Origin of the sequence: Nocardia sp. GTS18 (genome assembly GCF_013839555.1) — a bacterium.
GTDB classification, from domain to species: Bacteria; Actinomycetota; Actinomycetes; order Mycobacteriales; family Mycobacteriaceae; genus Nocardia; species Nocardia rosealba.
In genome coordinates, this window is record NZ_JACBIU010000030.1 from 13499 (window position 1) to 26824 (window position 13326).

General features: G+C 64.4%; 13 protein-coding genes and 1 pseudogene. 3 read left to right on the top strand and 11 right to left on the bottom strand.

The genetic code is table 11. The features are described 5' to 3' along the window. Positions 1–17: 17 nt before the first annotated feature. Both HYG95_RS20105 and HYG95_RS20110 read right to left on the bottom strand, forming a co-directional pair. Complete coding sequence (locus HYG95_RS20105) at positions 18–1328, bottom strand: replication-associated recombination protein A (RefSeq protein WP_181699980.1); 1311 nt, start codon at positions 1326–1328, stop codon at positions 18–20. Continuing rightward, positions 1325–1522 (bottom strand): hypothetical protein, encoded by a 198-nt coding sequence (locus HYG95_RS20110; RefSeq protein ID WP_181699982.1) that lies wholly within the window; start codon positions 1520–1522, stop codon positions 1325–1327. Before HYG95_RS20110 ends, HYG95_RS20105 begins: the two co-directional genes overlap by 4 nt. Positions 1523–2098: 576 nt before the next feature. On the opposite strand from HYG95_RS20110, the gene HYG95_RS24550 reads away from it, so the two are divergent. Next, complete coding sequence (locus HYG95_RS24550; protein WP_370465851.1) at positions 2099–2461, top strand: MerR family transcriptional regulator; 363 nt, start codon at positions 2099–2101, stop codon at positions 2459–2461. Between the two features lie 36 nt (positions 2462–2497). Here the strand turns inward: HYG95_RS24550 and HYG95_RS20120 are convergent, their stop codons facing one another. From HYG95_RS20120 to HYG95_RS20135, 4 genes are read right to left on the bottom strand one after another with little or no spacing between them, the layout of a single operon-like run. Next, the gene (locus HYG95_RS20120) at positions 2498–3316 is read right to left on the bottom strand and encodes an alpha/beta fold hydrolase (protein ID WP_181699986.1); all 819 of its coding nucleotides are present in this window, start codon (positions 3314–3316) and stop codon (positions 2498–2500) included. After that, positions 3294–4172: a sugar phosphate isomerase/epimerase gene (locus HYG95_RS20125; RefSeq protein WP_181699988.1), complete on the bottom strand. Its 879-nt coding sequence runs from the start codon at positions 4170–4172 to the stop codon at positions 3294–3296. Before HYG95_RS20125 ends, HYG95_RS20120 begins: the two co-directional genes overlap by 23 nt. Continuing rightward, positions 4169–5272 carry a class I mannose-6-phosphate isomerase gene (locus HYG95_RS20130; protein WP_181699990.1) on the bottom strand — a complete coding sequence of 368 codons (1104 nt, stop codon included), beginning with the start codon at positions 5270–5272 and terminating at the stop codon, positions 4169–4171. Before HYG95_RS20130 ends, HYG95_RS20125 begins: the two co-directional genes overlap by 4 nt. Continuing rightward, positions 5269–6108, bottom strand: a complete 840-nt coding sequence (locus HYG95_RS20135) for an SDR family oxidoreductase (RefSeq protein ID WP_181699992.1) — start codon at positions 6106–6108, stop codon at positions 5269–5271. The genes HYG95_RS20130 and HYG95_RS20135 overlap by 4 nt, the downstream gene beginning before the upstream one ends. A gap of 409 nt (positions 6109–6517) precedes the next feature. On the opposite strand from HYG95_RS20135, the gene HYG95_RS20140 reads away from it, so the two are divergent. After that, complete coding sequence (locus HYG95_RS20140; protein WP_181699994.1) at positions 6518–7075, top strand: hypothetical protein; 558 nt, start codon at positions 6518–6520, stop codon at positions 7073–7075. Here HYG95_RS20140 and HYG95_RS20145 read toward each other — a convergent pair. Genes HYG95_RS20145 through HYG95_RS20165 form a run of 5 tightly spaced genes read right to left on the bottom strand, consistent with a single transcriptional unit; the run spans position 7059 to position 12322 of the window. Continuing rightward, positions 7059–7622 carry a hypothetical protein gene (locus HYG95_RS20145; RefSeq protein ID WP_181699996.1) on the bottom strand — a complete coding sequence of 188 codons (564 nt, stop codon included), beginning with the start codon at positions 7620–7622 and terminating at the stop codon, positions 7059–7061. The genes HYG95_RS20140 and HYG95_RS20145 overlap by 17 nt on opposite strands. Next, positions 7609–8676, bottom strand: coding sequence for a hypothetical protein (locus tag HYG95_RS20150; protein WP_181699999.1), 1068 nt, complete (start codon positions 8674–8676; stop codon positions 7609–7611). The genes HYG95_RS20145 and HYG95_RS20150 overlap by 14 nt, the downstream gene beginning before the upstream one ends. Position 8677: 1 nt before the next feature. Further along, entirely contained in the window at positions 8678–10819 is a 2142-nt protein-coding gene (locus tag HYG95_RS20155; RefSeq protein WP_181700001.1) for a hypothetical protein, read from the bottom strand. After that, a complete protein-coding gene (locus tag HYG95_RS20160; protein ID WP_181700003.1) occupies positions 10816–11538 on the bottom strand; it encodes a hypothetical protein in 723 nt (240 codons plus the stop codon). Before HYG95_RS20160 ends, HYG95_RS20155 begins: the two co-directional genes overlap by 4 nt. Positions 11539–11572: 34 nt before the next feature. Next, the gene (locus HYG95_RS20165) at positions 11573–12322 is read right to left on the bottom strand and encodes a Crp/Fnr family transcriptional regulator (RefSeq protein WP_181700005.1); all 750 of its coding nucleotides are present in this window, start codon (positions 12320–12322) and stop codon (positions 11573–11575) included. A gap of 151 nt (positions 12323–12473) precedes the next feature. On the opposite strand from HYG95_RS20165, the pseudogene HYG95_RS20170 reads away from it, so the two are divergent. Next, a pseudogene (locus tag HYG95_RS20170) lies at positions 12474–13325 on the top strand (zinc-binding dehydrogenase); the annotation flags it as partial. Position 13326 lies beyond the last annotated feature (1 nt).

Consider the following 13326-nt stretch of genomic DNA (forward strand, 5'->3'; position numbering starts at 1 on the left):
ACCCACGATTCGCGTCATCAGTCGGTGTCGGAGCTGGGGGCGCTCCCCTTGCGGAGTCGCGCCCAGTGGCGGAGTCGTTCGGTGAGCTCGGCCTCGTATCCGCCGGTGGTCGGCTCGTAGAAGGTCTGCCGTGGCATGCCGTCGGGGAAGTAGTTCGCCCCGGAGAAGCCGGTCTCGGTATCGGGGTCGTACTGGTAGTTCGCCCCGTAACCCAGCTCCTTCATGAGCCGGGTCGGGGCGTTGAGAATGTGCGCCGGTGGCATCAGGGAGCCGGTGCGTTTCGCCGCGGCGCGGGCTTTGCCGAAGCCGCGGTACACCCCGATCGACTTCGGCGCCGTCGCCAGATAGAGCACCGCCTGCGCGATCGCGAGTTCGCCTTCGGGTGAACCGAGCCGTTCGTACACATCCCATGCGGCGAGGGCCTGCTGCACCGCGGCGGGATCGGCAAGGCCGACGTCTTCGGTGGCGAATCGGGTGATGCGGCGGGCGATGAACAACGGGTCCTCGCCACCGTCGAGCATCCGCGCCAACCAGTACAGAGCCGCATCGGGGTCGGAGCCGCGCATCGATTTGTGGAGTGCGGAGATGAGGTTGTAGTGGCCTTCCTGCGCCTTGTCGTAGAGCGGTGCCCGTTTCTGCACCGCCGCGGCGAGGGCGAGCGGGTCGACGGGTGCGGGCAACGCCTGCACCTGCTCGATCATGTTCAGCAAGTACCGGCCGTCCCCGTCTGCCATCGCGACGAGCGCCTGCCGGGCGTCCTCGTCGAGTGGCAGCGGGCCGAGAAGAGTTTCGGCCCGACCGATGAGCGCGCGCAGGGCGGTGGCGTCGAGGCGTCTCAGGACGAACACCTGACAGCGCGACAGCAATGCGCCGTTGAGTTCGAAGCTGGGGTTCTCCGTGGTCGCGCCGACGAGGACGATCGTCCCGTCCTCGACATAGGGCAGAAACGAGTCCTGCTGCGCACGGTTGAAGCGGTGGATCTCGTCGACGAACAGCAGCGTGCCCTGTCCGATCTCTTTGCGTCGCTGCGCCGCGTGGAACACCTTCCGCAGGTCCGCGACACCGGAGAAGGTCGCCGACAACGGTTCGAAGGTGAGGTCGGTCCGTTCGGCGAGGAGCCGGGCGATGGTGGTCTTCCCACAGCCGGGCGGGCCCCACAGGATCATCGACGCCAACCGGTGCGCGGCGACCATCCGGCCGATCGGGGCGTCCTCGGCCAGTAGATGGTCCTGACCGACGACATCGGTCAGGGTCCGGGGCCGCAACCGGTCCGCCAGCGGGCGGGAAGCGTCGTCGGCCTCGAACAGCGACGGCGGCTCTTCGCTCACGATTTCTTCCCGTGCTCGGCGACCAGGTCGCAGGAGTGGTGCACCAGATCCTCGACGAGCCGTTTCGTCACGCCCCGGCCCGGCCCGAGATGCGGGGTGAAAGGCCGCCCGTGGTCGACGTCAGCGAGCGCCGCCGCGGTCTCGCGGGCGACCCGCTGAAGCTGCTCCCCCGAGAGGGTTGCGTGGCTGGGCATAGCTCCCTCCGATCATCGACGTGTCGGCAACCTCGACTACTCGCGATGGTAGGCCTGAACAGGCTCATCGTGACCGCACCGAACGAGTCGGAGCCCGGTTCGCGGCACCGCTGTGGACGCTTCCCGCTCCCGACGCCGAACTCTACCGAGGCCCGGCTGATGTGCGCCCATCCGATCCACAATAACTACTGTGGCGGGTGTAGACATTGTTTGCGCTGGGGTATACAGTCGCTGTCGTTCCGGTTGAGAGATCAGATGGCCGGGCAGGTGAACTGCCCGGAAGAAGTTCGACCGTTCCCTCTGGCGGAGAAGAGAATCCGGTGCAATCGGCCGGACCGCCGGAGGGAACGATGAAGAGCAGGACAAGTGCAGTACCGCAGGAAGAACCGACGATCCAGGAGGTGGTGGCCACTGAGTAGTCCCTTACCAGTTCCGCGTCCCGGGAAGTGTCGGATGCGGTGTCTCAGACCGGGCCTCCACGGCCGGTGAATGCAGTTGAAATCAATCCCTCAGTCCAAAATCAAGGCCCCGGCGCCCAGCGCGCCGGGGCCTTCCGGCATTGAACCGAGAGGCCTCGTGCAACACCCGAACACCCAATCCGCCGACAACACCAGCGCCGCGGACAAACTCGACGACGACACCTACCCCGCCTACAGCATGGGCCGCGCCGCGGAGATCCTCGGCGTCACGCCGGCGTTCCTGCGCGGCCTCGACGCGGCCCGGCTGCTCACCCCGCAACGCTCCGAAGGCGGACACCGCCGCTACTCGCGCTACCAGCTGCGCATCGCCGCGCGGGTGCGCGAACTCGTCGACGCGGGTAATGCGCTCGAGGCGTCGTGCCGGATCGTGATCCTCGAAGATCAGCTCGCCGAAGCCCAACGCATCAACACCGACCTCCAACGCCGACTCGACCACCACGGCGCCCACCCTGCAGACTGAACGGCTGCGCCGAGAGAGGGGCGCCCTGATGCCGGGCTACCCGCGCGGGTGGGCAACGAAGTCGGCGACGACCTGGTCGAACCTTTCCGGTTCGTCCAAGAAGAGTGCGTGGCTGCTGTTGTCGAAGAACACCGTTCGCGCGTGGGGGACGTGCTCGCCGACCCAGGCCGGGCCCCGCCAGTCGAACACTTTGTCCTGGCGGGCGACCAGGACAAGGGTGGGCAGGTCGAGGGTGGGCAGCAGGTCGCGCCAGTCGGCGCGGGTGTGGTCGGCCATGACGGCGTTACGGACCGGGGGTGGGCACTTGGCCATCTCCCCCAGGAACGTCACGCGTTCTTCGGCGGTGGGTTCGGTGAGCATGATGGTGGCCAGCTGCTGACGATCTTGGCCGGCCGGGTCGGCGCTGACCTGTGCTTGCAACGTGGCCAGGGCGGCGTCGTCGAAGCAAGCGTTGTGGGCGTATTTCCAGTCGACCGCGTAGTACTGACGTGGGGTCTGTTCGACGAACACCGCACCCGCCAGCCGGTCGGTACCGAACAATTCCAGGTAGCTCCAGATCACCGGGCAGCCCAGCGACCAGCCGAGCACCGTCGGCCGCTCCAGCTGCAGAGCGGTCAGCAGGTCGTGCAGGTCCTTGGCCAGGCGGGCGATGCGGTACCCGTGTCCGGGTTTGTCCGAGTCGCCATGACCGCGCAGATCCAGGGTGATCACCCGCGCGTGTTCGGACAGTGTGGGGATGTTGCGGTCGAAGAACCGGCCGCTGAAGGTCCACCCGTGGATCATGACCAGCGGTGGGCCCGAACCGGATTCCTCGTAGTGCAACCGGGTTCCGTCACTGGCTCGCACGTATCCCATCGCGGCTCTCAATCGTTTGCCAGCTCTTGTCCAGAGCGGCGCGGTTGGTGTGGAGGAGTTCGTCGAGGTCGGTGTCGTAGACGGAGTCGGGCACACCCTGGGACAGGATCTCGAGCACACAGGGTCCCCGGTAGCCGATGTCGTAGACCGCGTGCAGCAGTTGCCCGGTCGGGATGGCGCCGGTACCGACACTGCGGCGGTCGGCGCCCGAGCGGGGCGTGCGCCAATCACTGACCTGCAACAAAAAGATCCGGTCGCCCGCGGCACGCAGGCTGTCGAGTACGTTGCCGTCCTGCCAGAGATTCCAGGTGTCGAAACAGATTCCGACGTTGTCGCGGTCGATCTCGTCGACGATGTCGAGGCCCTGTCGCAGTGTCCAGATCGCGCTCTCCTGGTTCAGCGAGATCGGATTGAGTGGCTCCAGCGCGATTCGCACCCCGCGATCGGCGGCGACGGCGGCCAGTTCGCGATGCCCGGACACGGTCTGGGCAATGGCTTCGACCATGTCACCGCCCGGCGCGGGCCCGGTATTGGTGACGAACACCGCGCCTGGGGCGAAGGGAGCCACCAGTTCCACGCAGCTCCGAAGCACCGCTAGCCGTTGCGGCAGCTGTTTCGGTTCCGGTTGTCCCGCACTGGGAATCATGGTGCGCACCGAGGGCTGCACCGACTGGATCGCCAGCCCCGCAGCCACGGCCGCCACCAATTGTTCCTTGCTACGGTCGGCGTCCAATTTGTCCTGGCAAACCTCTATCACTCCGATCCCGGCCTCGGTGTAGTGCGCGACGTCTTGTTCGAAAGACCATGGGGTGGTGGTGAATTGGTTCACCGAATAGTCGAACGGCATCGAACTCATACCTGCCTCCACTCATGGGGTTCGGGGCGGCCCGCACCGAGGGAGGCGATGAGGGCCTGTGAATAGCCCGCCTCACGCAACGGGGTGTCGACGTCGCGTTCGAGATCGGGAAGGTAGCCGAACAGGACCTCGGCGGGCCCGACGATCTCGACCTGTTCGCATATCGCGGGCAGCAACAGTGATTGCGCACTCGCGAGTTCCTCGTCGAAATCTCCAGCGCGCACCCTCACCGGTGCGCCGACATTGGTCAGGATCTGCGCGGTGGCGAAGGTGTGCCGCGCCGGTCGCGCAGTGCCGACCTGCCACCGTTCGAGCGCGAAATACGGTCCAGCACAGAGGAATACCCGCTGGACCCCGTCGTCGACGGCGATCTTCAAGCCGGGTTCGAAATCAGGCCGGTGATCGAGGCGGACTTCTTGCATGAGCAGATCGATATTGGTGTCGAACTGCTCGTCGCTCACCGGTGATCCGTCCTCCATGCTCCAGTGCATGGCGTGCTGCTGGATATCGGAGGTCTGCTCGATTTCATAGATCAAGGTGCCCGGCCCGAAACTGTGCGGGGTGCCGCCGGGCACGTAGATCGTCTGCCCGGCGATCACCGGTAGCCGCCGTAGGACCGCGTCGAAGTCCTGATCGCGCAGGGCGGCGCGCAATTGTTCGTGGCTGATGCCGTCCTTGACGCCACAGAGTGCCGTGGCACCCGGGGCGGCGGCCAGAATGTGCCAGGCCTCCGTTTTGCCATTGCGCTGACCTTCCACCCGTTGGGCGGTCTCGTCGTCGGCATGTAGGTGGACCGGCAGGGTGCCTGCCGCATCGATGAACTTGGTCAGCACCGGAAAGTAGTCGCCTATCCAACCGGCACCCATCAGCTCTTCGGGATACTCGCTGACCAAGCGGCGCAGCGACCGGCCGACCAGGGGCCCATTGGTCACCCGCGCGCCTTCGCCGTCGACGTCGCTGCATTCCCACGTCTCGGCGATGCTCCAGTCCGGGATGCCGGTTTTGCCGAGGCGTTGGCTGATCGCGTGTCCACCGAACACCAATGGTTTGGCGGTGACACTGAGCCGCAGCGGGTACAGCGCGGGCCCGCCGCCGGTCATAGGATCGGCTGGCCGCCGGTCACCGCGACCCGGGCACCGGAAATATAGCTGCCCTCATCGGAGGCGAGCAGGACATAGACCGGCGCCAGTTCGGCGGGCTGCCCCGGTCGCCCGAGCGGCACCTGGGAACCGAAGCTCTCCACCTGCTCGGTCGGCATCGTCGCCGGAATCAGCGGCGTCCAGATCGGGCCGGGCGCCACACTATTGGCGCGGATGCCTTTTTCGCCGAGCATCTGCGCCAGCGAGGCGACCATATTGGCGATGCCCGCCTTGGTGGCGTTGTAGGGCAACAGCGTCGGCGGCGGCACATCGGAATTCACCGACGAGGACCCGATGATCGACGAACCGGACCGCATATGCGGCACCGCCGCCTTCGTCAGATGGAAGAAGGCGCTCAGGTTCACCGCCAAGGTGTGGTCCCATTCCGCATCGGGAATGTCGGTGATCGAATCACGCGTCATCTGGAAGGCGGCATTGCTCACCAGCACGTCGATCCGGCCGAATTCCCGCACGGCCTTGTCGACGACCTCCCGGCAATGCCCCGGATCCGCCAGATCGCCCGACACCAGCACACACTTGCGGCCGGCGGCGACCACCCACCGCTCGGTCTCGGCCGCGTCTTCGTGTTCGTCGAGATAGGCGATCAGAACGTCGGCCCCTTCGCGCGCGTAGGCGATGGCCACCGCCCGCCCGATGCCGCTGTCGCCGCCGGTGACGACCGCGACCTTTCCGTCCAACCGGCCGGAGCCGCGATAGCTGTTTTCCCCGTGATCGGGTTTCGGGTTCATCTCGCCGGTGACACCGGGAGGGGTTTGCTGCTGGGCAGGAAGGGACATGATCGTGCCTCCAAGTCGGTCGCGCTCGGAATCTCTCGTGTCGCCGCGACGCGGTTACCCCAGGTGGTGCGGTTCAATCTGGCATGGCCCCGACAGCCTGCTGTGAGGATTCGCCATCCGCCCAGGCCAGGCTCGGGTCGCTGTCCGGGCCTGAACCGCGTCGCCGGAGCCCAATTGCCAGACGAAGCGGCGCCTGGGGAACCCTGACAGGGCCTGTCGGCGTGGCTTCCCGCGCATAGCTTCCTCATGTGGTCGCAGTCGAGCAGAACACTCCCAGCCTTGTGGTACATCACGGTGCAACAAGTTCAGGCTTCGGAATAGGGGCCGCTCGTCGACGATCGAGGTGGCAGCAGACTCTGGACGCGGGTCGCGCCGTTCCCATGGGTTCGCCGCGGACTTGGAGCATCGGTTGGATTTGGTGTTGCACTGTGTGCCTTTCTACCTGGAAGGCGGCTCATCCCACTGCTTTGCTGATGCCATGATGTTCCGCAACCGCCTCCGCCCGGTCGACGACCTCAACACCGCGCTCCGCACCGTCGCCGAGTTCAATCGCGTCATACTCGCTGCTGACACCAAAACGGGACTATTGCTGACCGCCAACGGATTTGCGCTGACCGGGTTGGTCACCGTCACCCGCAGACCCATGAGCACCGTTCTGGTCATGTTGGCGATCGGACTCGCAATGAGCCTGATCGTGTGCATGGGCTACCTCGCCGCGACGCTGCGGCCGCGGCTCGGTAGCGCTTGTCCTGGGAATTGGTTCTGCTTTCCGAGCTTCCCAATCGATGTCGCCTGTCGGCCGACAGCTCCGACGCTGGCGGATCAGGCGTGGCTGCAAGCGGGAACGCTCGCCGAGATCGCCCGGCACAAGTATCGCCGCTTTGGAGTGGCACTTCGCTGGACGGCGATCAGCCTCGTCGTCTTCCTGGCCTGGTTCACCGCGACGGTGCTCAGCGCTCCGTCCTGACCGGCGGTCCTTCGAGCTGTGCTGTCCAGTGCTGGACCGGAGACACGCAGGGCAGGGTATCGGCAACGCAAGAATTGCTGTTCCACGACAGCAGTCCGAGTACGAGCAGCACACCCGCGATCGGCCGACCATGGTTGGCGGCCGATCCGAGTAGTCGCAGGAGAGCAGCCATCGTCGCCTGCAGCCAATCGACCAGCACGAGCACACTCTCACCGTAGCCATACACGAAGGGCCCTGGTACGCGCTCAAACCGCACCAGAGCCTTCGTCACCAGCCATTCCGGCGCCAGTAGCAAGGCCGGAACAGGGGCTATGAGGCGTTCTTCGTGGCCGGCCAGTTTGCGACTCACCCATGGCACCAATCTACCGACAGCCAGGGTCAGCACGGCAAAAACCACCCCAACGATGATCAGGAATTCGACTGTCTGGGCCCACCACACCGTGAATCCCAGGTCGAGCATTAGTTTGTCGAACTGCCTGATCAGTACCCCACCCACAGGAATCTCGGTTAACGGGTTCACTGTGATGCCGGGGTTAGTCATCGTCATCGTCGGATCGGTCCAGTGCTTCGGCATCCTGAACGAGCGCCGCCATCGGCGGCACGACCGGATCGGGTTTCGACACCGAGACTGGGCCAGCCCCTGCCGACGCCGGGCTCACCAGGTCCGCGATTTTCGGCGACACGTGAGCAAGGATTTCCTGGGCATCGCGTTTGTCGACCAGATTCTGGTTGAGCAAGGCCTTCACTATGGAATGCGCGGCATCGAAACCAACCTGCTTCTGCTGCATCATCAGCTCGATGACCTCGTTGACGTCGCTGCGGTTGGATGCCAGCCGGTACGCGAGCGGGCCGAGATCACCGCGCTCAATCGCGTCCGCGTAGAAGCTCATCCGCTGTTGTTCCAGCTCAAGGCTGCGCTGCTGGGTGAACTTGGTGAGCTCATAGCGCTGATGGGACGTCTGCATTTGCAGCCCGTGCTGGGATTCGTTTTCACTCGTCTGCAATTGTGCAGCATGCATGCGGGCCCCGTGTTCGGCTTCACGACGCTGCGCCTTTCGGTGATCGAATGTGGCCTCTTGGAGATACGCGTGCGTGCTGGCTTCGGGCGACAGTTTCACCGAGCAACTCATTAGCGATATGCCGCAATCGAGGTTGATTGGCTTGTCGAAGTGATCATTGATCTCACGCTCGGCAATCGCGAAGTGCTCGACAGCGTATTCGCGACTCAATCGGCGTAATTGACGTTCGAGGTACGGCCTATACACTTGTTCACCGCTGACTGGCCGGTCTTTGACTGCCTGCTCGGGTTCCGTAACTCGCCAGGCCACATCGACTTCGGCGGTGAAGGTGAATACGCCCTCCGCGGTGGGCAGATCGAATCTGCACGAGTTGTGGTGGACGGCGATGTCGACCCAGTACACACCTGTTGGCGGCCGGAAGAATATCTCCCCTGCCGAGGGCTGACGCGTCAATAGCGTCAATCTCCCTGCCCGGTCTACCGATACGGCCGCATGCCCATCGGCCGGTGGACGGAATGTCCGCCATGCGGACCTGTGTACTGCCGCATACTGGACGATTTGTCTGTTTCGGTCGATTGTCATGTCAGACCCCCAGTTTCGCATCGAGCATTGTCAGTAGTTCGTCGACGGCCGCCCGCGGGCCGCCGTCCTCATCTGCCCATTCACGAAGATGAAACGGGACCACGCCGTTGTTCTGGTCTGCTGCCTCCAGATCGACGAGCAATCGACCCAGTGGCCTGCGGAACTGTGGGTCGCGTTCGGCGACCAGAACCCATCGCTTGATTTCGGCGTGGACGGCGGGAGGGAAGTACGGCGCCTGCATGAGGCGGGCGAAGAGCACAACGATGTGATCACGGTGCTCGTCGTATTGATCGGCCAGCCAGACCAGCTGCGGCCACGGCTGAACACCGCCCGGTGTCTCGACGGTCAGATCGAAACTCAGTTGCAGGATGCATAGGAATCCTGTGTAGCGCACGCCCCGCCGTCGCGACACGGTCCACCTTCGCAGATCACGCAACACACGAACATCCAACCCAGGGCTGGTGAAGAGTTCGACGATGCTGTAGCACACAGCATCTCGCAGATCCGGGTCGAAGCTACGAGCTGAGCGCCGTAACAGCCGGAGTGCTCGATCCGGCATGAGCTGCCCCACCGTGCTGCCCAGCGCAGCAGTTGCCGTTACCCGCCGAGCCATCGGTTGCGTCGGCTCCACCCACGCCTCGAGCATCTCGGCGACCAGCGGCGCGAGCTCGGGCTGCAGACTGGAAAACTGCAGCGCACCGATCGCCGCGTACTGGTCGTGCTGGCGACTGCTGTCAGCCCACGGCTCGATTACCAGCCGTCTAGCGTATTCGAACTCGAAGGTGGACAACAGCCCCACGGCAACGCCCGCACGCGTGCTCACTCTGAGGTCATCTGCGCTGCCGAGTTCGCCCAGCCAGTCACGTACCACGCGGTGCGCGGACGGATACTCCCGCCACATGTACTCGAGCAACCGCTGCGGAAAGCGCTCGTCCACGAATCGCACCACGTCGACGGCGATCTGGCCGTACAGCGTGTCCTCATGAGACCGGTACGACTGCGCCTGTGCCTTACTCAGCAATTCGGTACTCCGTACACCGAACACCGTCTGACCCGACCTGACATCGTCGTCGTCGAGAGGCTCCGCATCGAAGATCGAACTCGTAAGAGCTCGGCTGGCTTCGAACACGATGTGCAGCGGCATCTTGTTGAACACCGCCAGGGCGACCGCGAAGGAGCGCGTATCGGTATCGAGCTCATCGAACCACTCCCGGAACCGAGTGTCCTCGGCGGCCGCATACCTGCCCGATACCTCGGCGATATCGATCCGGCCCGCAGCCACATCGACAAGCTGCGCTGCCAGGTTGACGAGTTCATGGGCGGACGGACGGTGCTCCGTCACCATGGTCAGCAACGTCACTACCTCGAGGCGTGAAAGCACGCCGAGCTCGTCATCGGCGAGCTGTTGACGCAGGTGCTGCCTCAGTATCGCCGTGACGTCGGCCGGATCACCTGCGTGCATCACAAATGACCCTGCGTCGGGGCTGAGCTCGGCTTGATCATCGACTACGACGACCAATCGGCTTTCGACCTCGGCCAATCGCCGACCCAGTTGCTCGAGGTGGAATTCGCTCAGCGTACGCAGTTGCTGGCTGTGCGGCGTATCGAACAGGTAGCCCGTGCAGCGTTCGAACTCGATGTCCAGCGATCTCAGCTCCACATCAGGGCTGAGCTTGTGTACACCTGACGTGCACCCTCGGCTCAGCGCCCGGAGGGCAGTAGCGGTTCTTCCCCAGCCCTTCGGAGCGCGTAGGAGCAGTACCGATTGTGCCGCGAGTTGATTGCACAATTGCTCGAACCCCGGCGGCGGCACGAAAATCTGCTCGAGTTCGTGTAGCTTGCGGGGTTCCACCAGACCGCTTCGCTCGAAGCCCGCCCCGAACCCACCCCCGTAGTTGTCGCGGCCGATCACGGTACCGACCTGTGCATCACCGAGGAAAACGTTATGTGCAGTAAGTGAAACCTGCCCGCTGATCGAACCCAACGCCTCTAATCGAGCGTTCGCTGAAGCACGGGATTCGCGTCGACGCTCAGCGTCAGTGGCTCGTTCACGAATCTTGTTCGCCTCCGATTCCGCGTCCTCGATCTGCTCCGGATCTGGTGCGGGTGTATCATCCGGGGCCGGCTCCTCGAAATCACTCACGCGACTCCTCCTCGGTAGTCGCGGCCGATAATGGTGCGGGCCTGGACATCCCCGACGAACATGTTGTTGGCGTTGATCGACCCGAACTCATCCGCCGGGACGGCTTGCTCCGTCTTTGCCCTCGAATGTTCGGCGGCGGCGGTGGGAAGCGGCGGCTCGGGATAGCCAGGCACCCGAAGCCATGCCCTTATTTCGCCTTCGGAGGTTCCGATGTCAGCGGCCCGATACTCATCGGCAGTCACCTTCGGCAGATAGTTGTGCCGCACGACCCCCTGGTATACGACATCGGAGACGACGACGACCCCGACTGCCCTGCTCGCGCTCTTCAGAGTGCCCTTGACCACCGAGGTTTCGTTGAGCCGGAACGTGGCAGTCAGCGCGTCACTCGACCAACCCCGATCGTCCCTGTTCACGTACCCCTCGTGCACGGCGATCCGTACCCGGATCCACTCGAGCGGGCCAACGGTGTTGTTGTGGGTGCGAACCCCCGATAGGACCGACTCCACAACCTGGTCGAGCACGTCCAGTACAGGAAGGTCGAGGACAAGCAGGCAACCGTCGCCCCGATCATCGTTGGCGACAACGGATCCGGCGCGGTCGGTCACCTCGTCGAGGATTCGGTACAGATTCGAACGCATCGCCGTGATTTCCGGGTTGCTCAACCGACTCGAGTTCTCGACATCAACGACGACAAATGCGCGGTGCACCGGCCTGTTCATGGTCTACCTCCATACGGTGTGGGTTGCCTCCTGTCTAGCGGAGGTGTCCCGCCGCGTCTGCGTCCAAATGCACACTCGGCAGTCCTTTTACGATGTCGGCGAGGAGGTCTGGTCGCAGCAACTCCACTCGCCGTCTCCCGGTCCGCACCGCGCCCAGGTCCCGCAGCCGCTTCAGCGCCTTGGAGACCGCTTCCCTGGAAGCCCCCGCAGCATGGGCCAGTTCCTCTTGCGACAACGCCAGCGCGATGATCACTCGGTCATCACCGCGTTCCCCGTAGCGCCGGGCGTAGTCGACCAGCAAACGCGCGACCCTCTCGGTGACGCTGTATGCACCGAACTCGAGGCGCTGCACATCTGCTTCGCGGAGCCTTTCGACCACTACCTGCAGGAGTGTGAACGCGATCTTGCCATCGCTGACGAGCAAGTCGCGAAATGCTGAGGCCGACACCGATGTCGCGGTGACCGACGCCAAGGCGGTCACTGTCGCCGAGCGCGCCCGGCCATCGATAGCGGAGAACTCACCGATCAAGTCACCTGGCCCGCGAATCGCCAACAGAGCCTGTTTGCCGCTGGCCGCCGCCGCAGAGGTCACCTTGACCCGGCCCGCCTCGATGATTACGACGTGCTCTGACCGCTCGCCTTCGTGCATCAACACGGACCCGGCTGCCCAATGACGTTGAATGCCGACTTCTAGAAGGTCATTCCGGCAGCGTTTCCACGCTTCCTCAACGTTCAGATCTCCCCCTCTGCTGATATAAACGTAGCGGCGATCGTCGGCTTTCATAATCGAACTACCAAGCGCAACAACATACTTGACGAGCAGCGAGCGCCGCGTCAAGCGACAGAGGGGATCCAGATGACGCGATCAGCGAAGGGTGTGGTGATCGTGCTTATACCACGTCCGCCGTATGGCACAAACTAGAGAAGACCGAGAAGTGATGGGCCATGAGTACGTCGGCGTCGTCACCGAGATCGGCGACGCCATCACCACACTGGCGGTCAGCGACTACGCGGTCGGGTCGTTCGTGATCTCCAACAACACCTGCGAGATCTGCCAGGCCGGCTACAGTCCAAGTGCGTGCACGCCGAGTTCGTCGCATTCACCGTCGGCGCCCAAGCCGAGTATGGCCGCATCCCGCACGCCGACGGCACCCTGGTAAGACCCGCGGCATGCCCGATCCGGAGATCGCGCCTTCGCTGCTGGCCGCTTCCGATGTGCTGGGCACCGGCTGGTTCGCCGCCGTCGCGGCCGAAGTAGTGCCCGGCAAGACCATCGCGATCGTCGGCGACGGGGCCGTCGGACTGATGGGGTCCTCGCCGCCAAACAGCTCGGCGCGGAGCGGATCATCATCTCGAGCCGCCACGCCGACCGGCAGGTCTCGCCCGCGAGTTCGGCGCGACCGATATCCTTTCCGAACTCGGCGAGGAGTTCGTCGCCGAGGTCAAGGAACTCCAACGGCTACGGCGCACAGCGTCATCGAAGCCGTCGGCACCCCGGAATCCTTCACCCAAGCCAGCAAATCCGTTCGCCCCGGCGGGCACGTCGGCTTCGTCGGCATCGCCCACGACGTGCAATCCCCGGCGACGAACTGTTCGTCGACGAGATCCACCTCCACGGCGGCCCCGCCCCCGTCCGCCGATTCCTACCCGGCCTAATCCAACTCATCTGGGACCGAAAGGTCACCCCCGGCAGGGTCTTCAGCCTCACCCTGCCCCTCGAGGACGACGCCGAGGGCTACAAGGCCATGGACGAACGCCGCGCCACCATAGTCCTGTTGACCGTCTGAC

What these genes read in the sequence shown, in the direction of transcription:
- HYG95_RS20110 (WP_181699982.1), bottom strand. Translation starts at nt 1,522, where the DNA reads ATGCCCAGCCACGCAACCCTCTCGGGGGAGCAGCTTCAGCGGGTCGCC.
- HYG95_RS20120 (WP_181699986.1), bottom strand. Translation starts at nt 3,316, where the DNA reads ATGGGATACGTGCGAGCCAGTGACGGAACCCGGTTGCACTACGAGGAA.
- HYG95_RS20125 (WP_181699988.1), bottom strand. Translation starts at nt 4,172, where the DNA reads ATGAGTTCGATGCCGTTCGACTATTCGGTGAACCAATTCACCACCACC.
- HYG95_RS20130 (WP_181699990.1), bottom strand. Translation starts at nt 5,272, where the DNA reads ATGACCGGCGGCGGGCCCGCGCTGTACCCGCTGCGGCTCAGTGTCACC.
- HYG95_RS20135 (WP_181699992.1), bottom strand. Translation starts at nt 6,108, where the DNA reads ATGTCCCTTCCTGCCCAGCAGCAAACCCCTCCCGGTGTCACCGGCGAG.
- HYG95_RS20145 (WP_181699996.1), bottom strand. Translation starts at nt 7,622, where the DNA reads ATGACGATGACTAACCCCGGCATCACAGTGAACCCGTTAACCGAGATT.
- HYG95_RS20150 (WP_181699999.1), bottom strand. Translation starts at nt 8,676, where the DNA reads ATGACAATCGACCGAAACAGACAAATCGTCCAGTATGCGGCAGTACAC.
- HYG95_RS20160 (WP_181700003.1), bottom strand. Translation starts at nt 11,538, where the DNA reads ATGAACAGGCCGGTGCACCGCGCATTTGTCGTCGTTGATGTCGAGAAC.
- HYG95_RS20165 (WP_181700005.1), bottom strand. Translation starts at nt 12,322, where the DNA reads ATGAAAGCCGACGATCGCCGCTACGTTTATATCAGCAGAGGGGGAGAT.